Below are 23,977 nucleotides of genomic sequence, written 5' to 3'. Positions count from 1 at the left end.
GGCTCAGCGTTCCAGGATCGCGGTCACGCCCTGCCCGCCGGCCGCGCAGATGGAGATCAGCCCACGTCCGCTCCCCTTGCGGTCGAGCAGTTTGGCGAGCGTGGCGACGATCCGTCCGCCGGTGGCGGCGAACGGGTGCCCGGCGGCGAGCGACGAGCCGTTGACGTTGAGCTTGTCCCGGTCGATCGACCCGAGCGGCGCGTCCAGGCCCAGCCGCTCCGCGCAGAACTCCGGCGACTCCCACGCGGCGAGGGTGGCCAGCACCTGCGAGGCGAACGCCTCGTGGATCTCGTAGTAGTCGAAGTCCGGGAGCTTGAGCCCGGCCCGGGCCAGCATCCGGGGCACCGCGTACGCGGGGGCCATCAGCAGCCCCTCGTCGCCGTGCACGAAGTCGACGGCGGCCGTCTCGGACCAGGAGAACCAGGCGAGCACCGGCAGGTTGTGCGCCCGCGCCCACTCCTCCGAGGCGAGCAGCACGGTGGACGCGCCGTCGGTGAGCGGTGAGGAGTTGCCCGCGGTCATGGTGGCCCGCTCGGCGTCCGGGCCCGTGGTGCCGAAGACCGGCTTGAGCGAGCCGATCTTCTCCAGCGTGGTGTCCGGCCGGAGGTTCTGGTCGCGGGTCAGCCCCAGGTAGGGGGTCATCAGGTCGTCGAAGAACCCCTGCTCGTACGCGGCGGCGAGCCGCTGGTGCGAGCGGAGCGCCAGCTCGTCCTGGGCGGCCCGGTCGACGTTCCAGCGCAGCGCGGTGACCGCGGCGTGGTCACCCATCGACAGCCCGGTACGCGGCTCGGCGTTGCGCGGGATCTCCGGCTTGAACGGCTGGTGCGGGCGCAGTTTCGCGGCCAGCCGGAGCCGCTCGCCGAGCGTGCGGGCGGAGTTGAGCTGGATCAACGTGCGGCGCATGTCCTCGTTGACGGCGAGCGGCGCGTCGGAGGTGGTGTCGACGCCACCGGCGACGCCGGCGTCGATCTGCCCGAGGGCGATCTTGTTGGCGACCAGGATGGCGGCTTCCAGGCCGGTGCCGCACGCCTGCTGGACGTCGTACGCCGGGGTGTGCGGGTCGAGCCGGGAGCCGAGCACCACCTCGCGGGTGAGGTTGAAGTCCCGGGAGTGCTTGAGCACCGCGCCGGCCACCACCTCGCCGAGCCGCTCGCCGGCGAGCCCGAACCGGGCGACCAGCCCGTCGAGCGCCGCGCCGAGCATGTCGGCGTTCGACGCGTGCGCGTAACGCGAGTTGGACCGGGCAAAGGGGATGCGGTTGCCGCCGATCACCGCGACCCGCCGGACACTCTGCACGATCGGCCTCCTCGAAGCTGTTGCCCCAACCCTACTCGCCAGTAGGCTACGCCTATGACCGACAGGTACGCGAGCTTCGTCCAGACGGGGGCCGGTCGTGCGCTGGTCAAGCGCCTCGGCCTGCCCGACCCGCCCCGACTGCGCCGGCACACGCCTGGCGACCCGCTCGTCCCCGGGCCGGTCCTGCTCGGCGCCGCCACCGGCGGCCGGCTCGCCGGGCCGGCCGGCAAGATCCTGACCGCCGCCGGGGTCGAGCTGGCCGACCCGGCCGCCACCACCGCCGACAGCCGGTTCGCCGCCCTGGTGTACGACGCCAGCGGCGTCACCGACTCCACCGGGCTGCGCCAGCTGTACGACTTCTTCCACCCGCACGCCCGGTCGTTGCTGCCCAGCGGGCGGGTGATCGTGCTCGGTACGCCGCCGGCCGAGTGCGGCTCGCCCCGGGAGGCCACCGCCCAGCGCGCGTGCGAGGGGTTGACCCGCAGCATCGGCAAGGAGTTCGGTCGCGGCGTCACCGCCCAGCTGGTGTACGTCACCCGCGACGGGGACGCCGGCACGCCGGTGAGCCTGGAGTCCACCCTGCGGTTCCTGCTCTCCGGCCGCTCCGCGTACGTCTCGGGCCAGGTCGTCCGGGTCGGCGTCGGCACCGCCGTCGCGCCGGCCGACTGGGACCGGCCGCTCGACGGTCAGGTCGTGCTCGTCACCGGCGCGGCCCGGGGCATCGGCGCGGCGCTGGCCACGGTGCTGGCCCGCGACGGCGCGCAGGTGGTGGCGCTCGACGTCCCGGCGGCCGGGGACGAACTGGCCACGGTCGCCAACGACATCGGCGGCAGCGCGGTGCAGCTCGACCTGACCGCGCCGGACGCGCCGACCCGGCTGGCCGAGCACCTGGCGTCCCGGCACGGCCGGGTCGACGTGGTGGTGCACAACGCCGGCATCACCCGGGACAGGACGCTGGGTCGGATGGACGCCGACCGGTGGGACTCGGTGATCGACGTGAACCTGTCCAGCCAGGAGCGGATCAACGACGTGCTGCTGGAGCGCGACCCGATCCCGGCCGGCGGCCGGATCGTCTCGGTCTCCTCGATCGCCGGGATCGCCGGCAACCGCGGGCAGACCAACTACGCGACGAGCAAGGCCGGCGTGATCGGCCTGGTCGACTCGCTCTCCCCGGTGCTGCGCGAGCGCGGGATCAGCCTGAACGCGGTCGCGCCCGGGTTCATCGAGACCCGGCTGACCGCGCGTATCCCGTTGACCATCCGGGAGGCGGGCCGGCGGATGAACAGCATGGCCCAGGGCGGTCTGCCGGTGGACGTGGCCGAGACGATCGGCTGGCTCTCCTGGCCGGCGACCGGCGCGGTCAGCGGCAACGTGGTCCGCGTCTGCGGCCAGAGCCTGCTGGGGGCGTAGATGGCCACCCGCGACCACGAGCCCGACGACCTCACCCTGCACGACCTGATCGAGGGCCCCACCCAGGACCTCACCTCGGCCCGGGCGGCCCTGGCCGCGCGCGCCACCCCGCCACCCCCGACCGAGGAGACCCAGGACCTGTCGACTGCCCAAACCGCCGCACTGACCCCACCCCGCTCCGACGATCATGAAGTTGACAGCACTTCCGGAGATCCACAGGACCGCCAACTTCATGATCGACGGAGTGGGGAGCCGGGTGGGCGGAAGCGCGTGGAGCTGGAGCGGGTGCCCGCAGCGGGAGGGCTCTACCGGCGGGCCATGCTGGGGGCGCTGCCCGGGGTGGGGCGGCGGCGGGGGCGGGAACTGCCCGGCGTGGAACTTGGGGTTACTGGGGTTCGGGTGGAACCGGGGCATCTGGCCGACTACGACCGGGTGTGCGGGTTCCGGCTGGCCGACCGGCTGCCGGCGACCTACCTGCACGTGCTCGGGTTTCCGCTGTCGCTGCGGCTGATGACCGCCGCCGACTTCCCGATCCCGCTCACCGGCGTGGTGCACGTGGCCAACCGGATCACCGTGCGCCGGCCGGTGCGGGCCGACGAGGTCGTCGACTTCCGGACGTACGCGGAGAACCTGCGCCCGCACGAACGGGGCCGGCAGCTCGACGTGGTGCTCGTCGGCTCGGTCGGCGGCGAGGAGGTGTGGCGGGGCGTGTCGACGTACCTCGGGAAGGAGCGCGCGGCCGGCGGCGGTCCGCGGCGCGACCGGGGTGACCGCCCCGCGCCGCCGGCCCCCTCGGCGCGATGGCGGGTGACGCCCCGGGTGGGTTCGGACTACGCCCGGGTCTCCGGCGACCACAACCCGATCCACACCTCGAAGCTCGGCGCGCGGCTGTTCGGCTTCCCGCGCCCGATCGCGCACGGCATGTGGAGCAAGGCCCGCTGCCTGGCCGCGCTCGATGCCCGGCTGCCCGACGTCTACACCGTGGACGTGGCGTTCAAGCTGCCGGTGCCGCTGCCGTCCACGGTGGCCTTCAGCGCGTCACGCTCCGGCGAGGGCTGGGACTTCGGGCTGCACGGCGCCCGGGACGGACGACCCCACCTGGTCGGCACCGTCCGCTGAGGAGAGAGAGGGGACCTTGCGGTCCCCTCTCTCGTGCGTTAAGTTGTTCTCAGATTGAGTTGTTCTCAAGATGAGAAGGTAATCGTCGTGAACGAGCAGGACTTCCTCGCCGGATACGACCCCCGGGACTACCCGGCGGTCGCGGTCACCGTCGACGTGGTCGCCCTGACCATCCGCGAGGGCGCGCTGCACCTGCTGCTGATCCGCCGGGGCGCACCTCCCTACGCGGGGCACTGGGCCCTGCCCGGCGGCTTCGTCCGACCGGACGAGGACCTGTCCGACGGCGCCCGGCGCGAGCTGGCCGAGGAGACCGGGCTCGGCGGCGAGCGGCTGCGCCGGGTGCACCTGGAACAGCTCGGCAGCTACGGCACGCCGGACCGCGACCCGCGCATGCGGGTGGTCTCGATCGCCCACCTGGCGTTCGCCCCCGACCTGCCCGACCCGGTCGCCGACACCGACGCCGCCGACGCGGCCTGGCTACCGGTCACCGCGCTGGGCAGCCGGCAGCTCGCCTTCGACCACGGACGGATCATCGACGACGGGCTGGAACGGGCCCGGTCCAAACTGGAATACACCCCGCTCGCCACCCGCTTCCTCGCGCCCGAGTTCACCATCACCGAGCTGCGGGCGGTCTACGAGACGGTCTGGGGTCAGCCGCTGCACGCCGGCAACTTCCACCGCAAGGTGCTCTCCGTGCCCGGCTTCGTGGAGGCCACCGGCGCCAGCACCGAACGCGGCGGCGCCCGGGGCGGCCCCCGCGCCAAGCTCTACCGCGCTGCCGCCGCCCACCTCCTCCACCCCGCCCTCCTCCGATGAGGTGCAAGGCGGGGGCCCCGCTTAACGCCTCCGGTATAGGCGGGGGCCCCGCTTATCACCGGCAGCTCAAGGCACCACGGCACCCGAGCGACAACGATCTGATGCGCCGGGAGTCGCGCGCCCTGCGACGGATCGCCGAGCGCGGGGACCCGCGGCACCTCGCGTACGTGCCACGGTTGGTCGACTCCTATCCGGTGCGCGACCCGGCCACCGGTGCGGAACTGATCGTCAACGTGCTGGAGACGGTGCCGGGGCTGCACAGCCTGGAGGACGTGCGCCGGGCGTACCCCGATGGGGTGGACCCGCGCGACGCGGCCTGGATGTGGCGGCGGTTGCTCGTCGCGCTCGGCCTCGCCCACCGGGCCGGGGTGGTGCACGGCGCGGTGCTACCCCGGAACGTGCTGATCGAGCCGGACGCGCACGGCCTGGTGCTCGTCGACTGGTGCTTCGCCACCGAGCCGGGCGGGCTGGTGCCGGCGCTCGTGACCGACATGGCCGACTGGTATCCGCCCGAGGTCACCGGAAAGCGGCCCTGCGGCCCGGGCACCGACATCGCGCTCGCCGCCCGCTGCCTGACCTGGCTGATGGCCGACCGCGCGCCGCGCGAGCTGCGCGCCTTCGCCGCCGGCTGCCGGCAGCCCGCGCTGCCCGCCCGGCCGGACGACGCCTGGCGGCTGCTCCGCGAACTCGACGAGGTGCTGGACCGGCTCTACGGGCCACGCACCTTCCGACCCTTCACCCTCAACCCCTAGGGAGGCTGCCATGGGCAGCGGAATCTGGTCCACCGACGTGTACGACGCCGCCGACAGCTACCGGCGCAAGACCGGCCGGAGCGCCTTCTCCTACAGCGACAGCGGGGCGCGGACCGTGCACCCCGCGCTCGACCCGCGCGGCGCGACGCGGGAGAGCCGCGACTCCGCCGAACACCCGCAGTCGACGCCGATCGCGGTGCTCTTCGACGTCACCGGCTCGATGGGCCACGTGCCCCGGGTGCTCCAGGGCAAGCTGCCGCAGCTGCTCGGCCTGCTGCTCCGCCAGGGGTACGCCCGCGACCCGCAGGTCATGTTCGGCGCGATCGGCGACGCCACCTGCGACCGGGTGCCGTTGCAGATCGGGCAGTTCGAGTCCGACAACCGGATGGACGACGACCTCGGCCGGATCGTGCTGGAAGGCGGCGGGGGCGGCCAGATGATGGAGTCGTACGAGCTGGCGCTGTACTTCATGGCCCGGCACACGGTCACCGACAGCTGGGCGAAGCGGGGCCGGCGCGGCTACCTGTTCGTCATCGGCGACGAGCTGGCCTACCCCCGGGTGAAGGGGCGGGAGGTGGCCAAGTTGATCGGCGACCGCCGGGTCGAGGACCTGCCGATCCGGCAGGTCGTCGACGAGGTGACCGCCCGCTGGGACACCTACCACCTGCTCCCCACCGGCGCCGCCCACGCCGGCAACCGCAAGGTGCTCGACTTCTGGCGCGGGCTGCTCGGGCAGAACGCGGTCGAGTTGGACGACCTGGACGCGGTCTGCGAGACCATCGCGCTCATCGTCGGCCTCGGCGAACAGGCCATCGACCTGGACACCGGCCTGGACGACCTGAACCGGACCGGCTCGACCGCCACCCGTACCGTCTCCCGGGCGCTCGCCCGGCTCGGCGGCGACCGGCGCGCGGTGGCGGCGCTGCCGTTCACCCCGACCGACGGCGAGGGCGGGGTCACCCGGCTGTGAACCACGTGATGGTGGTAGACCTCGGCTACGGCGACGCCGGCAAGGGCACGGTCGTCGACCTGCTCTGCGCCACCCGGCCGGTGCACACGGTGGTGCGCTTCAACGGGGGCGCGCAGGCGGCGCACAACGTCGTGCTGCGCGACGGGCGGGCGCACACGTTCGCGCAGTTCGGGGCCGGGACGTTCCGCCCCGGCGTACGGACGCACCTGGCCCGGCACGTGGTGGTGGACCCGCTGGCGCTGGCCGCCGAGGCCGACCACCTCGCGGCGGTCGGGGTGCCCGACGCGCTCGACCGGTTGACCGTGGACGGGGAGGCGCTGCTGGCCACCCCGTACCACCGGGCGGCCAACCGGGCCCGGGAGATCGCCCGGGGAGCCGACCGGCACGGCTCCTGCGGGCTGGGGGTGGGCGAGGCCGTCGCGTACGGCCTCGCCCACCCCGACGAGGCGCCCCGGGTGGCCGACTGCCGCGAGCCGGCGGTGCTGCGCCGCCGGCTCGCCGCGCTGCGCGACCGGCTCACCGCCGAACTCGGGCCGCTCGACGCGCCGCCGGTCGCCGACTGCCTGCCCGCGTACGCCGCCTTCGCCGACCGGGTGGCGATCGTCGACCGGACCTGGCTGGCCGGGGCGCTGCGTGCCGGCACCTGTGTCTTCGAGGGGGCGCAGGGGGTGCTGCTCGACGAGTGGCACGGCTTCCACCCGTACACGACGTGGAGCACCACGACGTTCGCCAACGCCGAGGCGCTGCTCGCCGAGGCCGGGATGGCCGGGGCCGCCCAGCGGCTCGGGGTGCTGCGGGTGACCACCACCCGGCACGGCCCCGGGCCGCTCGTCACCGAGGACCCGGCGCTGCCGTTCACCGACCCGCGCAACCCGACGAACGCCTGGCAGGGCCGGTTCCGGTTCGGGCACTTCGACGCCGTCGCCCACAGGTACGCGCTTGCGGTGGCCGGCGGCGTGGACGGGCTGGCCCTGACCCACCTCGACCTGGCCGGCCCGGCCCTGCGGATCTGCCGCCGCTACGCCGACGGCCCCGACCGGCTCGTCCCCGGCCGCCCCGGTGACCTGGACCGGCAGGCGGCGCTCACCGCGCGGCTGATGCGGGCGCGCCCGGTGCTCGACGAGGCGCCGGCCGACTGGCCGGCGGCGGTCGAGGAGGCGCTCGGCGCCCCCGTGCTGCTGACGTCGCACGGCCCCACCGCTGAAGCGAAGGCGGGGGCCCTTGTTAACGCTTTTTGTATAGGAAGGGCCCCCGCCTAACACCCCACCGTCGAGCATGGGAGGCATGGGGGACGTGCTCGACCTGCTGCACCACACGGTGACCTCACCGTGGGTGTACCTGGTGATCGTCGCGGCCACGGCGGTCGACGCGTTCTTCCCGGCGGTGCCGGGTGAGACCGTGGTGATCACCGCGGGCGTCTTCGCGGCCGGCGGCGAGCCGAACCTGGTGGCGGTGATCGTGACCGCCGCGCTCGGCGCGCTGATCGGCGACCACGTCTCGTACGCCATCGGACGCGGCGGCGGTGCACACCGGCTGGCCCGCCTACCGGCGGACAGCCGGCGGCGGGCGAGTTCCGACTGGGCCCGCCGGGCGGTCGACCGGCGCGGCGGGATGATCCTGACCACCGCCCGGTACGTCCCCGGCGGCCGGACCGCGGTCACGCTCACCATGGGCGCGGTACGCTACCCGCCGCGCTCGTTCCTGGCCTACGACGCGCTGGCCTGCGGCACCTGGGGAACCTACTGCGGTCTGCTCGGCTACTTCGGCGGCCTGGCCTTCGAGCACAACCCGCTCACCGGGCTGCTCGCCGGCGTCGGCATCTCGCTGGCGCTCACCGGGCTGTTCGAGGCCGCCCGCTGGGCCCGCCGCCGAGTCCGCCGCCGGGCCGCGACCCGTCGCTGACCTGCCCGCCGGGCCGCCACCCGTCGCTGACCGGATCCTCCAGCAGGTCGGCGTCGTGGACCAGGATGGCGAGCTGCACCCGGTTGGCCACGCCGAGCTTGGCCAACGCGCGGCTCACATGCGTCTTCACGGTCGCCTCGCTGGCACCGACCCGGCGGGCCACCTCGGCGTTCCCGTCCCCCCGGGCCACCTCCCGGACGATCACCGCCTCCCGTTCGGTGAGCTGGGCCAGCCGCTGCCGGGCGGCCTCCCGCCGCGCCGGACCCCGCTCGGCGAAGGAGCTGATCAACCGCCTGGTGACCGTCGGCGCGAGCATGGCGTTGCCGGCGGCGACCGTCCGGACGGCGTCCGCGAGTTCCCGGGGCGGGGTGTCCTTGAGCAGGAAGCCGACCGCCCCGGCGCGGAGTGCCTCGTGCACGTACTCGTCCAGGTCGAAGGTGGTCAACATGACCACCTTCGGCCCGACGGCCACGATCGCCGGGGCCGCGGCCAGCCCACCGACGCCGGGCATGCGGACGTCCAGCAGCACCACGTCGGGCCGCAGCCGCTCGGCGACCGTCACCCCCTCGGCCCCGTCGGCGGCCTCGCCGACCACGGCGATGTCCGGCGCGGCCTCCAGGATCAGTCGCAGCCCGGCCCGGATGAGCTGCTCGTCGTCCACGATCACCACCCGGATCACGTCGGCTCCCCGACCGGCACCAGCGCGCACAGCAGGAACCCCCCGGCCGGGGTCGGCCCGGCCGTCAGCCGCCCACCGGTCAACTCGACCCGTTCCCGCAGGCCGACCAGGCCCAGCCCGGCACCGGGCAGGACCGGGCCGGGACGGTCGGACGGATCGTTGCGGACGGCGACCTCGATCCGGTCGGCCAGGTGCCGCAGGCGCACGTCGACCGCCGCGTCCGGGGCATGTTTCCGCACGTTGGTCAGCCCTTCCTGGACCACCCGGTGCACGGTCCGGGCCACCGCGCCCGGCACCGGCCCGGGCGTACCCTCGTCCGCCCGGCTCACCCGCAGTCCGGTGGCGCGCGACTCGCGGACCAGGTCGTCGACCGCGTCCCAGCCGGGAGACGGCAGCGGGGGCCCCTGGCGCAGCACGCCGAGCACCTCGCGCAGGTCGGTCAGGGCGGCCCGGCCGGTGGACCGGATCAACGCCGCCGCCTCGACGGTCGCCGGATCGGCGGTGGTCACCTCAAGCGCGCCCGCGTGCACCACCATGAGCGAGACCCGGTGCGCCACGACGTCGTGCATCTCCCGCGCGATCCGCGCCCGTTCCTCGACGCGTACCCGCTCGGCCTGCGCCTCCTGCTCGCGCTCCAGCCGGTCGGCCCGGTCCCGCAGGGCGGCCAGGGCGTCCCGGCGGGCCCCGATCCAGAGCCCGGCCACCGCCGGGGCGATCACCAACCAGGCGTAGAACAGCACCGCGTTGCCCGGGGTGGCGACGACCAGGCGGCGTTCGCCGCCCATCGCGCCGCCGACCGCCACGGACGCGAGCATGACGGGAACCGTCCCGAGCAGGTACGCGGCGAGCGGCCGACCCCGCAGGCCGACGCCGGCGCGCCAGGAGGCGACCACGACGGGCGCCCAGGCGGCCAGGAGCAGCCAGCTCGCGGCGGCCACGGCGGGTAGCACCCAGGGACGTGACGCGAGCACCGCGGCGCCCGTGGCCAGCGCGACCAGGAGGACCACCACCCCCGGCAGCGGCGCGCGGACGCCGAGCCCGCCGGTCGCCGAGGCCCAGGTCGCGGCGGCCACCGTCAGGGCCAGCAGCACCGGAAGGTGCGGCTCGACGCGCCGTACGGCACCCCTCCAGGTGGTCACCCCGCGAGCCTAGGCCGGACCGGTCCGCGACGGGACCGGGCTCGGGGAGGGTTGGGTGCCGACCCCTAGACCACTTCGGGGTACGGCGCGACGAAAGTGGACCCTCGCGGCCGACCGACGACAGATTCCGCCGAGCGCCGGCGGCACCAGCATCGACGTCATGGATGCCGTCCTCGACCTGTTCCACGACACGATCTCCTCGCCCTGGGTCTATCTGGCGCTGTTCACCATCGCCGTGGTGGACGGGTTCTTCCCCGTCGTACCGAGCGAGACCGCCGTCATCACCGCCGGCGTGTTCGCCGCCACCGGCCAGCCCGACCTGCCGCTGGTGATCGGCGTGGCCGCGCTCGGCGCGCTTGTCGGCGACCACGTCTCGTACGCGATCGGCCGGCACGGCGGCGCGCGGCTGCTGGATCGCCTGCCCCGGGACAGCCGGCGGTGGATCGCGGTGGACCGGGCCCGGCGGGGCATCGCGGTACGCGGTGGCCTCATCCTCACCGTGGCCCGGTACGTGCCGGGCGGCCGGACCGCCGTGACCCTCACCATGGGCGCGACCCGGTTCCCCCGCCGGCGGTTCCTCGCCTTCGACGCGCTGGCCGCCGCCACCTGGGGCACCTACTCGGCGTCGGTCGGCTATCTCGGCGGGCTCGCCTTCGAGCAGGATCCGATCCGCGGCCTGCTGTTCGGGCTGGGGCTGGCCCTCACCGTGACCCTGGTGGTGGAGGTGGTGCGCTGGTCACGGAACCGCCGCCGTTCGGCGCGGTTGTTAAAAGGGGCCCCCGCCTCTACCGAAAGCGTTAAGAAGGGGCCCCTCCTTACCCCCCAGCGGGGTGGTAGGTGACGCCGCGTAGGAGCTGGTCGGCGCCGAGCCAGGCGACGTTCATCATCCGGGTGGCGGTCTTCTCCGCGTCGGCTTCCGGGTGGTCGGCCAGCCAGTCGGCGAGCGACTCGCTGGCGCCGACGAGCGCGTACGCGACCACTTCCAGGTCGGTCGCGCCGACCTCGCGGCCGGAGGTGCGCAGCGCGTGGTCGAGCATCCCGGCGACCACCTCGACCAGCCGGCCGCGCATGGTGGCGAGTTCGCCGGCGAACGGCTGGGAGCCGCGGGCCTGCCGGTAGAGCACCGCCCAGCCGTCCCGGTGCTCGCCGACGAAACCGAAGAACGCGCGCAGCCCGCGCCAGAGCCGCTCGTCGGCGGGCAGGTCGGGGGCGGCGGCCCCGGCGATGGCCTCCATCATCCGGGTGCCCTCGCGGTGCAGGCAGGCGATGAAGAGCTCTTCCTTGGTGCCGAGGTAGGCGTAGACCATCGGCTTGGAGATGCCGGCGTCGTCGGCGATCTCGTCCATGCTGGCGGCGTGGAAGCCCCGACGGGAGAAGACCTTGACCGCCGCGTCGAGCATCTGCTGCTCGCGTACGGCGCGGGGCAGGCGCTTGAACGCCGGTGTGCTGGACACCCTTGCAAGCATACCTACTCGTGCGTAGGGTTACGCCAGAGTAACCAAGTCGAGAGGTGCCTTCCCCATGACTGACTTCGACCCGGCCACCTTCGCGAACGTCGGCCCGAAGGAGTTCGCGCAGCTGGTCAAGTCCACCCCGGACGACAAGATCGCCGAGATCATGTCCGGTGAGATGCGCGGCAAGATCCTCAGCGAGGTCTTCAGCCGGATGCCCACGCTGTTCCGCGCCGACCGCGCCGGCGCCACGAACGCGGTCATCCACTGGAACATCACCGGCCGGCCGGACGGCGGCACCGACACCTACGAGATCATCATCGAGAACGGCACCTGCACCGTTCTGGAGACCCCGACCCGCGACCCGAAGCTCAGCCTCACCATGGGTCCGGTCGAGTTCCTGAAGATCGTCACCGGCGGCGCCAACCCGGTGATGATGTTCATGACCGGCAAGCTGAAGGCCAAGGGCGACCTGGGCCTGGCCGCCAACATCGCCAACCTGTTCGACATGCCCAAGGCCTGACCGTGGCCGAGTTCTCGCTTGACCTGAACGAGGAACAGCGGGACCTTCGCGACTGGGTGCACGGCTTCGCCGCCGAGGTCGTGCGCCCGGCCGCCGCCGAGTGGGACGCCCGGGAGGAGACTCCCTGGCCGGTCATCCAGGAGGCGGCGAAGGTCGGCCTGTACGGGTTCGAGTTCCTCGCCACCTGCTGGGCCGACCCCACCGGCCTCTCCCTGCCGATCGCCAGCGAGGAACTCTTCTGGGGCGACGCCGGCATCGGCCTGAGCATCTTCGGCACCGCCCTCGCGGTGGCCGGGATCTACGGCGCCGGCACCCCGGACCAACTCGTCGAGTGGGTGCCGCAGTGCTTCGGCGACGCCGACTCCCCGGCCGTCGCCGCGTTCTGCACCACCGAGCCGGAGGCTGGCTCCGACGTCGGGTCGATGCGGACCCGCGCCGTCTACGACCAGGCCGCGGACGAGTGGGTGCTCAACGGGCAGAAGGCGTACGCCACCAACGGCGGCATCGCCGGGGTGCACGTGGTCACCGCCTCGGTCGAACCCGAGCTGGGTTCGCGCGGGCAGGCCGCGTTCGTCGTACCGCCGGGCACCCCCGGCCTCGCCGCCACCCGCAAGCTGCGCAAGCTGGGGCTGCGCGCCTCGCACACCGCCGACGTCTTCCTCGACGACGTCCGGGTGCCGGGCCGCTGCCTGCTCGGGGGCAAGGACGCCCTCGACGAGCGGCTGGCCCGGGCCCGCACCGGTCAACGCGCCTCCGGCCAGGCGGCGATGCGCACGTTCGAGCTGTCCCGCCCGACGGTCGGCGCGCAGGCGCTCGGGGTGGCCCGCGCCGCCTACGAGTACGCGCTCGACTACGCCAAGGAGCGGGTGCAGTTCGGGCGGCCGATCATCGAGAACCAGGCGGTCGCGTTCGCGCTTGCGGACATGAAGATGGAGATCGACGCCGCCCGGCTGCTGGTGTGGCGGGCCTCCTGGATGGGCCGCAACAACCGGCCGTTCACCGCCGGCGAGGGTTCGATGTCCAAGCTGAAGGCCGGCGAGGTGGCGGTCTCGGTGACCGACCGGGCGGTCCAGCTCCTCGGCGGGGCGGGCTTCCTGCGCGACCACCCGGTCGAGCGGTGGTACCGGGACGCCAAGATCTACACCATCTTCGAGGGCACCTCCGAGATCCAGCGGCTGGTCATCTCCCGGGCGATCTCCGGGATGCAGATCCGCTGATCACCGCCGGAGACCGGCCCGCGACGGCACGCCGTGCCGGGCACCGTCGCGGGCCGGGTCGGCCGCTTCACCACCGGGAGCCACGTACGCGAAGGAGGCTGCGCCGTGGACCTGCCGTTCATCGTCACCACGCTGACCCGACGCGGTCTGCTCACCCCGGGCCACCCGATCCGGGTGGCCTCGCAACTGAACGCGCTGCGCCGGTGGGGCTGGAGCCTCGCCGGGGAGCTGCGCCAGGCCGCCGCCCGTGACCCCGGCCGGGTCGCCGTGGTGGACGAGCACGGCGCCGCGCTGACGTACCAGGAACTCCTCGACCGGTCGGAGCGGCTGGCCCGTTCCCTGCGGGCCGCCCTCGGCGTACGGGCCGGGGACCGGGTGGGTCTGCTCTGCCGCAACCACCACGGGCTGGTCGAGGCGATCGTCGCGACGATGCTGCTCGGCGCGGACGCCGTCCTGGTCAACACCGGCCTCTCCGCGGCGCAGTTGGTCACCGTCGCCCAGGAGCAGGACCTGCGGGCGCTGGTGCACGACACCGAGTTCGCCGACCGTGTCCTCGGTCTCCCGGCCGGGCTGGCCCGGGTCGACGAACGGCGGCACGAGGAGCTGATCGCCTGCGCGGCGCCCGGCGATCAGCTCCAGCCGCCGGAGCGGGACGGCCGGACCATCGTGCTGACCTCCGGCACCACCGGCACGCCCAAGGGCGCCCGCCGCCCGACCCCGCACGGCTTCGGCCCGCTGGTGTCCATCATCGACCGGATCCCGCTGCACACGCGCGACGTCGTGATGATCGCCGCGCCCATCTTCCACACCTGGGGGTACGCCGCCCTCCAGGTCTCGTTCGCGTTGCGCGCCACGGTTGTCCTGCACCGCCGCTTCGACCCGGCCACCACGCTCGCCGCGCTGGCCGGGCAGCCGTGCGACGCGCTCTTCGCCGTACCGGTGATGCTGCAACGGCTGATGGAGGTCGCGCCGCCGCAGTCCCGGCCACCGCTCAAGGTGGTCGCGGTCAGCGGCTCGGCCCTACCGGGCAACCTGGCGACGGCGTTCATGGACCGCTACGGCGACGTGCTCTACAACCTGTACGGCTCGACCGAGGTCTCCTGGGCGTCCATCGCCGGGCCGGTCGAGCTGCGCGCCGCGCCCACCACGGCCGGCCGGCCACCGCACGGCACCCGACTGGCGATCGTGGACGAGATGGGTCAGCCGGTCCGGGACGGCCGGGTGGGGCGGATCTTCGTGGGCAACGAGATGCTCTTCGAGGGCTACACGTCAGGCGCCGGCCGGGAGAGCCGGGACGGCCTGCTGGACACCGGTGACCTCGGCCGGCTGAACCCCGACGGCCTGCTCTTCGTGGACGGGCGGGCGGACGACATGATCGTCTCCGGCGGGGAGAACGTCTTCCCGTCCGAGGTGGAGGATCTGATCGCCCGGCTGCCGCAGGTCCGCGAGGTGGCCGTGATCGGCGTGCCCGACCCGGACTACGGGCAGCGGCTGGCCGCGTTCCTGGCGCTGCGCCCGGACGAGACGCTCGACCCGGAGGCGGTCCGCGAGTACGTCCGGCGCTACCTGGCCCGGTTCTCGGTGCCGCGCGATGTGATCTTCGTCAAGTACCTGCCGCGCAACGCCACCGGCAAGGTGCTGAGTCGTGAATTGCGCCGATACTTCGGCTGATCGGCGGACCACAGAGGACGGACGTCGCTGTTACTTTCCCCCTGGTTTTTCGGGAAACGGGGGAACTACACGGTGATCCGACTCCGCCGACGCACCGCGCTCGGCCTCCTCCTCGGCGGCGCGTCCGTCGCCGCGGTCAGCCCGATCGACCCGGTGCTCGGCGAGCACCGGGAGATCCGGCCGACCCGGCGGCACGTCCCGCCCGTCGAGGTGGAGAACCGCGCGGCCGGCCAGCCCTGGTGGCCCTCGCAGGGCGGCCGGGCCGCCGACGACCGGCGGCGGCAGATCCAGGGGTACGCCTCGACGACGAGCGTCGCCCCCGGCGAGTCGATCGACTTCCACGTCGCGGTCAACCCGGCCGGACGGTTCCACGTCAGCGTGCACCGCATCGGCTGGTACGCCGGCGCGGGCGCCCGCACGCTGCTCTCCAGTCCCGAACTGGACGGCGTGCCGCAGCCGGTGCCGCCGGCCGACCCGGCGAACGGCGCGCTCGACTGCCGGTGGCCGGTGTCCTGGCGCCTGCGCGTGCCCGAGAGCTGGGTCTCCGGCCTCTACGTGGCGGTCTTCACCTCGGCCGCCGGCTGGCGGGCGTGCACCCCCTTCGTGGTGCGGGACGACCTGCGAACCGCCGCGCTCTGCGTGGTGCTGCCGGTGACCACCTGGCAGGCGTACAACCAGTGGCCCCGCGACCGGCGCTCGGGCACGAGCCTCTACAACGGCTACACCCCCGACGGGCGGCGCGACCCGGCGCTGCGGGCACGCACGGTCTCCTTCGACCGTCCGTACGCCGACGCCGGCCTGCCCATCCACTTCGACCGCGACCAGGACGCGATCCAGTGGCTGGAGCGCAACCACTACGACGTCAGCTACGCCACCAGCTTCGACCTGCACTCCGGCCGGCTCGACCCGGCCCGGCACCGTGGCCTGGTCTTCTGCGGGCACGACGAATACTGGTCGGCGGAGATGCGCCGGGCGACGGAGACCGCCCGGGCCGACGGCACCAGCCTCGCGTACCTCGGCGCCAACAGCGTCTACTGGCACGCCCGCATGCCGCACACCCCGGACGGCCGACCCGAACGCCTCGTCGCCTGCGCCAAGGACTGGTCCGATCCGGCCGAGGTCACCACCGGCCCGACGGTGCGGTGGCGTGATCTCGACCGGCCCGAACAGGCGCTGATCGGCGTGCAGTTCAACGGCATCGTGCTGACCCCGCAGCCGCTCGTGGTGCGCTCGGCCAACCATTGGGTGTGGGCCGGCACCGGCGTGGCCGACGGTGACCGGATCCCCCGGGTGGTGGCCGGCGAGGCGGACGGCCTCAACCGGCGGCTCGAACCCCCGGCCCACGTGGAGGACGTCCTGCTCAGCGCCTCGCCGTATCCGATACGGCAGAGCGGCCGGCGGGTCCAGGGCACCCACCTGTACGAGACGCCCGGCGGCGCGGTCGTCTTCGCGACCGGCACGCTCGGCTGGACCATGGCGCTGAACCGGCGCGGGCACCGCGACCCGCGGATCGAGCGGGCCACCGCGAACGTGCTCGACCGGATGATCGGCCGGGACCGGGCCGCCCCGGCGTAACCCCTCGCCCCTCCCGACCGCCGGCCGTCCGGTCCGCCCAGGCCACCCCGAGCCGCCCAGCCCCAGCCGCCCAGCTCGGGCCGCCGCCGGCCACGGACCGTCCGGTCCGCCCGTGCCGCCGCCGGCCGTCCAGCTCGGGCCGCCGCCAGCCACCGGCCGTCCGGTCCGCCGCCGGCCGTCCACCCCGGGCCACCGCCGGCCGCCCGCCGTTCGGGTCAGCCGGGGATCGTGATCCGGCCGTCCACCGCCGCCGCCGCGATGTCGGTGCGGTGGTGGGCGCCGTCCAGCTCGACGCCGCGTACCAACTCGTAGGCGGCGTCGCGCGCGGCGGCCAGGTCCGGGCCGGTCGCCGTACCGCAGAGGACCCGGCCGCCCGCGGACCGCAACGTGCCGTCGGCGTCCCGGCGGGTGCCGGCGTGGATGATCCCGGCGCGGTCCGCGCCGGTGATCACATCACCGGTACGCGGGCGCTCCGGATAGCCCTCGGCCGCGACCACGACGGTGACCGCCGCGCCGTCGCGCCAGCGCAGCGGCGGGTGCGCGCCGAGCGTGCCGGTGGCGGCGGCGTGCAGCAGCCCGGCCAGCGGCGTCTCCAGCAGGGCCAGCACGACCTGGGTCTCCGGGTCGCCGAAGCGGGCGTTGAACTCGATCACGCGCGGGCCGGACGGGGTGATCGCCAGGCCCACGTAGAGCAGGCCGACGAACGGCGTGCCCCGGCGGCGCAGCTCGGCAAGCGTCGGGTGCACCACGTCCCGCATCACGTCGTCGACCAGGCCCGGCGGGGCCCAGGGCAGCGGCGTGTACGCGCCCATGCCGCCGGTGTTGGGCCCGGCGTCGCCGTCCCCGACCCGCTTGAAGTCCTGCGCCGGCAGCAGCGGCAGCGCCGCCTCGCCGTCGGTCACCACGAAGAGCGACACCTCGGGGCCGGACAGGTATTCCTCGATCACCACCCGGCCGCACTCGGCCGCGTGCCGCTCGGCGGTCGCCCGGTCCTCGGTGACGACCACGCCCTTGCCGGCGGCGAGCCCGTCGTCCTTGACCACGTAGGGCACGCCGAACTCGTCGAGCGCCCGCGCCACGGCCGCCGCGTCGGTGCAGGTGTACGCGCGCGCGGTCGGCACACCGGCCGCCGTCATCACGTCCTTCGCGAACGTCTTCGAGCCCTCCAGGCGGGCGGCTTCCGCGCCGGGGCCGAACACGGCGATGCCCTTGGCGCGTACCGCGTCGGCGACGCCGGCCACCAGTGGCGCCTCGGGACCGATGATCACCAGATCCGCCGCCGTTTCCACGGCGAGCGCCGCCACCGCAGCCGGATCGGTCGGGTTCACCTCCCGCAGCGAGGCAACCCGGCCGATCCCCGGATTCCCAGGAGCCGCGACCACCCCCGACACGGCCGGATCGGCAACCACCCCGAGCGCGAGCGCATGCTCCCGCCCTCCACCACCCACAAGAAGAACCCGCACGCCCGCATCCTACTGACCCCCACCCTCACCCCGTCGATCATGAAGTTGACGGCAACATGTGAGATCGAATTCGCAGTCAACCTCATGATCGAAGCCGGGTACGGGTGCGAAGTGCATCGCGGACGACCTGGGGGATGTAGTCGGGGCGGAGGGTGTCGGGCCATGTGAACCGAAGCACGGTCCACCCGGCGTTGGCGAGGCGATTCTGCCGCTGCCGATCCTCGAAGAGTGCCGTCGGAGCGGTGTGCGGATCCCGGCCGTCCGCCTCGGCGATCACCCGGGCACTTCGCCAGCCCATGTCGCCCACACCGAGGAGGTGCCCGTCGGCGTCACGTACCTCCACCTGGAGGATGTCCGGCGGCACTCCACCATCGACACAACGGAGCCGGGTCCGGGTCTCGAGCGGCGACTGCGCCGCGCCATTCGCCTCCACCAGGTGACTGCGAGCCGCCACCGCGCCCCGCCGGCGCGCGAACAGTGCAGGCATGGCCCGCAGGTCGTCCTCGCTGACCTTCCCACGGTTCAGCGCCGAGTCGAGCAGCGCGACGGCCGGATATCGGCGCTCCCGGAGAACAAGATCCGCGAGGGTACGCACCGGAACCGTCACCGGAATGCCGTCGACCGTCGTCAGCTCGCCGTCAGGATGGTCGAACTGATGCGGGACCACGGCGGGATCCCCGACCCGGGCCGGTCGGGCCGAGCGGCCCGGCAACGCGACATGGATCGCCGCCATCCTCGGAAGGCCGGCGATTCCGTGCAGCTCGGCGGCGGTCCCCAGAACGGCGTGCGCCTCCGGCCCGAGCGAAAGCAGCGCAGCTCGAATCCGGCGACGTCGTTCGGCCAGGTCGGACCCGGCCGACGGCTCGACGACGTACGTCGCCCGAGCAAGCCGCCGCCATCGACCGGCCCTGAGCAGGTTGTCGATCTCAAATCGACTGAAGCCGGCCCGCAACGCCTGGTCACGGGTGACAACCCCACCCTGTTCCCTGGCGATCTGCTTGACCACCCAAACGCGCTCCACCCACCGAGCCTCCCGGCATGCCCAGCCCGAACCAACCCCCTGTGGATAACCGGCCCCACCCTGTGGACAACCCACCCCACCCACCCACCCACCCCAGCCCGGCTGATCATGAAGTTAGCGGCGATGTCGATCTACGCAACTGCCGCTAACTTCATGATCAACGAGGTGAGGCGGGGTGTGGCCGGGTGTGGCCGGGTGAGGCGGCGGGTGTCAGGGGAGGAGGGGGTGGCGTTGGACGTTTTCTTCTCGGCCTGGGCCTACGCCGACCACGCTTACGCGCGTTCTGGTCAGCTCCTCGATTCTTGCGATGTAGCGCCTCGCGTTCTCCGGGAGCTCATCGTCGGTTCTGGCCTTGGTGATGTCCTCCCACCAGCCGTCCAGCTCTTCGTAGATCGGCGTGGCGTGGTGAAAGTCGGTCTGCGTCATCGGCATGTCGTCGAAACGCTCGCCGTTGATCTCGTAACCGACGCAGATCGGCACCTTGGGCAGGCCGGTGAGCACGTCCAGCTTCGTGACGACCAGGTCGGTCACGCCGTTCAGGCGGCACGCGTACCGGGCCACCACGGCGTCGAACCAGCCGGCCCGGCGTTCCCGGCCGGTGGTGGTGCCGTACTCGTGGCCGATCTTGACCAGGTGGCGGCCGTTGTCGTCGAACAACTCGGTGGGGAACGGGCCCGCGCCCACCCGGGTGGTGTACGCCTTGCTCACCGCGATCACCTTGGTGATGGCGGTCGGCGGGATGCCCGCGCCCACGCACGCCCCACCGGCGGTGGGGTTCGACGAGGTGACGAACGGATACGTGCCGTGGTCCATGTCCAGCATGGTGGCCTGGGCACCCTCCAGCAGCACGGTCTCGCCGCGGTCCAGGGCGTCCCAGAGCATCACCCGGGTCTCGGCGATGTACGGCCGCAGCCGCTCGGCGTACTGGAGGTATTCCTCGACGGTCTCGTCGACGTCGATCGCCTTGCGGTTGTAGATCTTGAACAGGAGCTGGTTCTTCTCCCGGAGCGCCAGTTCCAGCTTCTTCCGCAGGATGCCCGGGTCGAGCAGGTCCTGAAGCCGGATGCCCATCCGGGCGACCTTGTCGCCGTATGCCGGGCCGATGCCCCGGCCGGTGGTGCCGATGCGGGAGCTGCCCAGGTAGCGCTCGACCACCCGGTCGATCCCCCGGTGGTGCGGCATGATCAGGTGCGCGTCGCCGGAGATGCGCAGCCGGGAGACGTCCACGCCCCGCTCGGCGAGCCCGTCGATCTCCTGCAACAGCACCTTCGGATCGACCACCACGCCGTTGCCGATGACGATCATCGCGCTCGGGGAGAGCGCGCCGGACGGCATCAGGTGCAGCGCGTACTTCTGGCCGTCCGGGGTGATCACCGTGTGGCCGGCGTTGTTGCCGCCGGAGTAGCGCACGACGTAGTCGACCCGCTCACCCAGCAGGTCGGTAACCTTGCCCTTGCCCTCGTCGCCCCACTGGGCGCCGAGGAGCACGATCGCTGGCATCTTTTCCGCCTCCAGAAGGCTCGGGTGCCAGGTGGCGACCGGTCGGCGAGCCCGGGGTGTCAGGCTAACAAGTAGTGACGACCGGACCGGCAGGGGTTCGTCGAGAAGCAGGAGGCTCCTTCGTGTACGACGTGGTGCTGCTCACGCTCGGCTCGGAGCGGGACGCTCCCGGTGGGGGCTGCGGCAGCGGCGGAGCCTGCTGCAGCGGCGCGGACGACACCGCCGCCACGCCCGACGCCGAACGCTGCGAGACACCGCGCGTACCGGTGCTGGCCTGCGCGGACGGGCTGACCACGCGCGGTGCCCGGGTGACCACGGTGACCGCCCGGTCGGACGCGGAGATCGACGAGGTGCTGGCCCGCCTCGACGGTCCGCCCCGCGAAGACGGCCTCGCCTGGCCGGACTCCGACGGCAAGACCCGACTGATCGTCGCCACGGCCAGTGACGGTCAGTTGCGCGCCGTGCTGCGCCGGCTGGTGCGCCGGTACGCTCCGCCGCCCAGCCGCCGACCGCCCGACCTGCCGGAGAACCGGACACTGCCCGATCTGCCGCCGGTCGGCGTACTCCCGTTGGATCCGGCCCGGACCGGGTCGGCGCGGGACCTGGCCGCGCAGCTCGGGCTGCCGCGCGAGCCGGCGGCGGTGGCCGCGGCGGTGCTCGACGGTACGCCGCGCCGGCTGGACCTGCTGCGCAACGACGGCGGCTCGGTGACGCTCGACGGCGCGCTGCTCGGCGCGGCCGACGACGCCGGCCGCCCGCTGCACTGGCGGGCCCGCGTCGAGGTGGACGGCGCGGTGCTGAGCGACGGCACCGAGCCGATCTCGGCCTGCGCGATCGGCAACGCCGGTGGGTACGCGCGCCTCGGTGAGGTGGCCCTGCTCGCCGACCCGGACCCGGCCGACGGCCGGTTGGCGGTGGGCGTGGCCGTGCCCGTGGTGACCCGATCCGCGTTGGGCCGGAAGAAGGTCCGGCTTGAGGTACGCCGGGCCCGGGGCCGGGCGGTGGCGGTGGTGCCCCGCGACGGGAAGGTGCCCTTCCTCGACGACGGCGTCGAGGGCGAGTTGAGCCGGAAGCGGTCCTGGTGGACCGAGCCGGGGGCCTGGGCGGTCTGGACGGGCTGACCGCTATCGATCCGCACCCGGATCGCCCGGCTGGCCGGACCGCCTATTCTCGGCGGGAGGGATGGGGAGGAATCGTGGCGCACGAGAACGACGACCGGGCCCACGTGCCGGGCGGGCCGCAGGTGCCGGAGCGGGACGTCGAGCCGCTCTGGCCGCCCGAGGAGATCGACGGGGTGGTCACCGCCCCGCCGTGGGCGGCACCGGCCCAGCCGGCTGTGCCACCGTGGCCCCTTCCACCGGCCGACGCCCCCGCACCGTCGCCGCAGGTCACCCCCGTGCCGCCGTCGCAGATCACCCCCGTGCCCGAGGGGGGCCGCACGAGCAACGGTGGGTCACCGCAGCAGGCGGTCGAGGTCAACCTGCCGTTCATGCCCGACGCGCCCCCGCCACGCGCGACCGATCAGCTTCCGGCCGTCACGGCACCCGGCCCGGTCCCGGGGGCCACGCCGGCCGCGGGTCGTTCGGGCGGCCCGACGGCCGACCCCGACGGGACCGCGGCCCGGGCGGTTGGCGTCGGTGGCGAGGTTCCGGCGAACGGGCGGGCCGCGTCGCCGTGGGCACAGCCGCCGCAGCGCCCCACAGCCGAGGCCACGGGTGCGGCGGAGCCGACCGACGGGGTCGGGGCACCGGCCCGTCCCGGCGTCCCGAGCCAGCCGACCGGCCCCGGCGGCGCCGTCCCGGCCGCATACCCGCCGCTCCACGACGCCACATGGGCCGGGCCGACCGCGCCGGCCCCGGCCACCGGCGGCTCCACCGGGCACGGATCGGCCGCGCTCGGAATGACGGACACCGGCTCCCCCGCCGGCAGCCAGACCGCGAACGGCCCATCCACCACCCGCCCGGTGAGCGCGGGACCGGTCAGCGCGGGACCGATCAGCGCGGGACCGATCGTCGGCTCCGGGTCGGTCACGGCCGTGCCGTTGGACGGGCCACATTCGGCGGGGCCGGGCGCGCCGTCCACGGAGAACCCGCACCGACTCGGCCCGTTCCCGCCGTCACCCGGCGTGCCGATGCAACAGCCGGCGTACAGCGGTGACGCGGCCTACCCCCCGCCCGCCTACCCGCCGCAGCCCGGCCAGCCGGGCTGGTATCCGCCCGGCTGGCCACCGCAGCCCGGGGTGCCACAGGCCGGCATGCCCCCACAGCCCGGGGTGCCCCCACAGCCCGGCGTGCCCCCACAAGCCGGGATGCCCCCACAGCCCGGCGTACCCCCGCATGCCGGGATGCCGCCACAGGCCGGACCGGCGCCACAAGCCGGGATGCCGCAGCAGGCCGGGATCGCGCCGCAAGCCGGACCGGCCCCGCAGGCCGGACCGCCGCAACAGCCCGCCCTGCCACCCGGGGTGTACCCGGAGCCCGGCTGGACCCCGCAGCAGGCGGTGCCCCCGACGGCTGAGGACTTCGCCCGGCGACGTCAGGTCCGGCCGGTCGACCCGGTGGCCACCATGGGCGTCCGCGCGGTGGTCAACCGGATGGGGCTGGTCCGGCTCGCGCCCGGCCGGCACGAGCAGGAGATGAAGCGCGACATCGAGATGGTCCGCCGCAACTTCGGCGGGCTGCGCCAGGTGACGGTGGTCAACCCCAAGGGCGGCGCCGGCAAGACGGTGGCCATCCTGCTGCTCGCCATGACATTCGGCCAGAAACGCGGCGGGTACGTGCTGGCCTGGGACAACAACGAGACCCAGGGCACCCTCGGGATGCGGGCGCAGCAGGACTTCCACGCCCGCACGGTGCGGGACATGCTGCGCGACCTGGCCCAGTTCCAGGGCCCGCACGGCCGGGTCGGGGACCTGTCGCAGTATGTCCGCTCGCAGGGCGAGGGGATGTTCGACGTGCTCGCCTCGGACGAGTCGGCGACCGGCGGCGAGATGCTCACCGCCGCCGCGTTCGCCGAGATCCGCGAGGTGGTCAGTCGCTTCTACAAGCTGATCTTCGTGGACACCGGGAACAACGTCCGGGCGCAGAACTGGCAGGCCGCCATGGACGCCACCGACCAGTTGGTGGTGACCATGTCGGCGCGGAACGACTCGGCCGAGACCGCCGCCCGGATGCTCGACCATCTGGAGCAGAGCGGCCGGCAACGGCTGGTCCGGCAGGCGGTGACGGTCGTCTCGATGCCGCCGTCCCGCAAGGAGATCGACCTGCCGGCCATCCAGGCGCACTTCGCCGCCCGCACCCGGGCGGTGCTGCTGGCGCCGTACGAGCGGCTCATCGACACCGGCGAGCCGCTGCGGTACGGGCAGCTTTCCGCCGCCACCCGGGACGCCTGGCTGAAGATCGCCGCGTCGGTGGCGGAAGGTCTGTAGGACGGCGCGACGGCCGGCCCGCGGCGGGGCCGGCCGTCGCCTGTGG

Annotated in this window: 21 protein-coding genes; 14 read left to right on the top strand and 7 right to left on the bottom strand. The window is 73.9% G+C overall.

Annotated features, from left to right (window positions below; all coding sequences use genetic code 11):
* Positions 1 to 3 precede the first annotated feature (3 nt).
* Positions 4 to 1,296, bottom strand: coding sequence for an acetyl-CoA C-acetyltransferase (locus tag O7613_RS26680; RefSeq protein WP_282290626.1), 1,293 nt, complete (start codon positions 1,294 to 1,296; stop codon positions 4 to 6).
* 54 nt (positions 1,297 to 1,350) lie between these two features.
* On the opposite strand from O7613_RS26680, the gene O7613_RS26675 reads away from it, so the two are divergent.
* The 7 genes from O7613_RS26675 to O7613_RS26645 all read left to right on the top strand — a co-directional run bounded on the left by O7613_RS26675 (position 1,351) and on the right by O7613_RS26645 (position 8,265).
* Positions 1,351 to 2,706 (top strand): 3-oxoacyl-ACP reductase, encoded by a 1,356-nt coding sequence (locus O7613_RS26675; protein ID WP_282290625.1) that lies wholly within the window; start codon positions 1,351 to 1,353, stop codon positions 2,704 to 2,706.
* The gene (locus O7613_RS26670) at positions 2,707 to 3,825 is read left to right on the top strand and encodes a MaoC/PaaZ C-terminal domain-containing protein (protein ID WP_282290624.1); all 1,119 of its coding nucleotides are present in this window, start codon (positions 2,707 to 2,709) and stop codon (positions 3,823 to 3,825) included. It begins immediately after the preceding gene.
* Between the two features lie 81 nt (positions 3,826 to 3,906).
* Positions 3,907 to 4,641 (top strand): NUDIX domain-containing protein, encoded by a 735-nt coding sequence (locus O7613_RS26665; RefSeq protein ID WP_282294619.1) that lies wholly within the window; start codon positions 3,907 to 3,909, stop codon positions 4,639 to 4,641.
* Between the two features lie 101 nt (positions 4,642 to 4,742).
* On the top strand, positions 4,743 to 5,393 hold the full coding sequence (locus O7613_RS26660; RefSeq protein WP_282290622.1) for a serine/threonine protein kinase: 651 nt from the start codon (positions 4,743 to 4,745) through the stop codon (positions 5,391 to 5,393).
* 10 nt (positions 5,394 to 5,403) lie between these two features.
* The gene (locus tag O7613_RS26655; protein WP_282290620.1) at positions 5,404 to 6,363 is read left to right on the top strand and encodes a hypothetical protein; all 960 of its coding nucleotides are present in this window, start codon (positions 5,404 to 5,406) and stop codon (positions 6,361 to 6,363) included.
* A complete protein-coding gene (locus O7613_RS26650; protein WP_282290618.1) occupies positions 6,360 to 7,622 on the top strand; it encodes an adenylosuccinate synthetase in 1,263 nt (420 codons plus the stop codon). Before O7613_RS26655 ends, O7613_RS26650 begins: the two co-directional genes overlap by 4 nt.
* 25 nt (positions 7,623 to 7,647) lie before the next feature.
* Positions 7,648 to 8,265 (top strand): DedA family protein, encoded by a 618-nt coding sequence (locus O7613_RS26645; protein ID WP_281585649.1) that lies wholly within the window; start codon positions 7,648 to 7,650, stop codon positions 8,263 to 8,265.
* Here O7613_RS26645 and O7613_RS26640 read toward each other — a convergent pair.
* Both O7613_RS26640 and O7613_RS26635 read right to left on the bottom strand, forming a co-directional pair.
* Positions 8,195 to 8,944: a response regulator transcription factor gene (locus O7613_RS26640; protein WP_348775387.1), complete on the bottom strand. Its 750-nt coding sequence runs from the start codon at positions 8,942 to 8,944 to the stop codon at positions 8,195 to 8,197. The genes O7613_RS26645 and O7613_RS26640 overlap by 71 nt on opposite strands.
* Positions 8,941 to 10,083: a histidine kinase gene (locus tag O7613_RS26635; RefSeq protein ID WP_282290615.1), complete on the bottom strand. Its 1,143-nt coding sequence runs from the start codon at positions 10,081 to 10,083 to the stop codon at positions 8,941 to 8,943. Before O7613_RS26635 ends, O7613_RS26640 begins: the two co-directional genes overlap by 4 nt.
* 160 nt (positions 10,084 to 10,243) lie before the next feature.
* Here O7613_RS26635 and O7613_RS26630 point away from each other — a divergent pair, with 160 nt between their 5' ends.
* On the top strand, positions 10,244 to 10,924 hold the full coding sequence (locus O7613_RS26630; RefSeq protein WP_282290613.1) for a DedA family protein: 681 nt from the start codon (positions 10,244 to 10,246) through the stop codon (positions 10,922 to 10,924).
* Here O7613_RS26630 and O7613_RS26625 read toward each other — a convergent pair.
* Positions 10,899 to 11,537 (bottom strand): TetR/AcrR family transcriptional regulator, encoded by a 639-nt coding sequence (locus O7613_RS26625; RefSeq protein WP_281585652.1) that lies wholly within the window; start codon positions 11,535 to 11,537, stop codon positions 10,899 to 10,901. The two genes, O7613_RS26630 and O7613_RS26625, sit on opposite strands and share 26 nt — an antisense overlap.
* Positions 11,538 to 11,604: 67 nt before the next feature.
* On the opposite strand from O7613_RS26625, the gene O7613_RS26620 reads away from it, so the two are divergent.
* From O7613_RS26620 to O7613_RS26605, 4 genes are all read left to right on the top strand, one after another.
* Positions 11,605 to 12,057: an SCP2 sterol-binding domain-containing protein gene (locus O7613_RS26620; protein WP_281585653.1), complete on the top strand. Its 453-nt coding sequence runs from the start codon at positions 11,605 to 11,607 to the stop codon at positions 12,055 to 12,057.
* A gap of 2 nt (positions 12,058 to 12,059) precedes the next feature.
* Complete coding sequence (locus O7613_RS26615) at positions 12,060 to 13,274, top strand: acyl-CoA dehydrogenase family protein (protein WP_281585654.1); 1,215 nt, start codon at positions 12,060 to 12,062, stop codon at positions 13,272 to 13,274.
* Between the two features lie 105 nt (positions 13,275 to 13,379).
* Positions 13,380 to 14,945, top strand: a complete 1,566-nt coding sequence (locus tag O7613_RS26610; protein ID WP_282290611.1) for an AMP-binding protein — start codon at positions 13,380 to 13,382, stop codon at positions 14,943 to 14,945.
* Positions 14,946 to 15,017: 72 nt separating this feature from the next.
* Entirely contained in the window at positions 15,018 to 16,520 is a 1,503-nt protein-coding gene (locus O7613_RS26605; RefSeq protein WP_282290609.1) for a N,N-dimethylformamidase beta subunit family domain-containing protein, read from the top strand.
* Positions 16,521 to 16,735: 215 nt separating this feature from the next.
* On the opposite strand, the gene purD is transcribed toward O7613_RS26605, so the two are convergent.
* The 3 genes from purD to O7613_RS26590 all read right to left on the bottom strand — a co-directional run bounded on the left by purD (position 16,736) and on the right by O7613_RS26590 (position 20,504).
* On the bottom strand, positions 16,736 to 17,983 hold the full coding sequence (purD, locus tag O7613_RS26600) for a phosphoribosylamine--glycine ligase (RefSeq protein ID WP_282290607.1): 1,248 nt from the start codon (positions 17,981 to 17,983) through the stop codon (positions 16,736 to 16,738).
* Positions 17,984 to 18,065: 82 nt separating this feature from the next.
* Entirely contained in the window at positions 18,066 to 18,989 is a 924-nt protein-coding gene (locus O7613_RS26595) for a type IV toxin-antitoxin system AbiEi family antitoxin domain-containing protein (RefSeq protein WP_282290605.1), read from the bottom strand.
* Between the two features lie 225 nt (positions 18,990 to 19,214).
* Positions 19,215 to 20,504, bottom strand: coding sequence for an adenylosuccinate synthase (locus tag O7613_RS26590; RefSeq protein ID WP_282290602.1), 1,290 nt, complete (start codon positions 20,502 to 20,504; stop codon positions 19,215 to 19,217).
* A 122-nt stretch (positions 20,505 to 20,626) separates the two neighbouring features.
* On the opposite strand from O7613_RS26590, the gene O7613_RS26585 reads away from it, so the two are divergent.
* Both O7613_RS26585 and O7613_RS26580 read left to right on the top strand, forming a co-directional pair.
* The gene (locus tag O7613_RS26585) at positions 20,627 to 21,625 is read left to right on the top strand and encodes a diacylglycerol kinase family protein (protein WP_282290600.1); all 999 of its coding nucleotides are present in this window, start codon (positions 20,627 to 20,629) and stop codon (positions 21,623 to 21,625) included.
* Positions 21,626 to 21,699: 74 nt separating this feature from the next.
* Positions 21,700 to 23,931 (top strand): chromosome partitioning protein, encoded by a 2,232-nt coding sequence (locus O7613_RS26580; protein ID WP_282290598.1) that lies wholly within the window; start codon positions 21,700 to 21,702, stop codon positions 23,929 to 23,931.
* Positions 23,932 to 23,977: the final 46 nt, after the last annotated feature.

The organism is Micromonospora sp. WMMD975 (genome assembly GCF_029581215.1).
Classification (GTDB): Bacteria; Actinomycetota; Actinomycetes; order Mycobacteriales; family Micromonosporaceae; genus Micromonospora.
The sequence above is the reverse complement of the archived record's forward strand: the minus strand, read 5'-3'. Positions and strand labels throughout refer to the sequence as shown.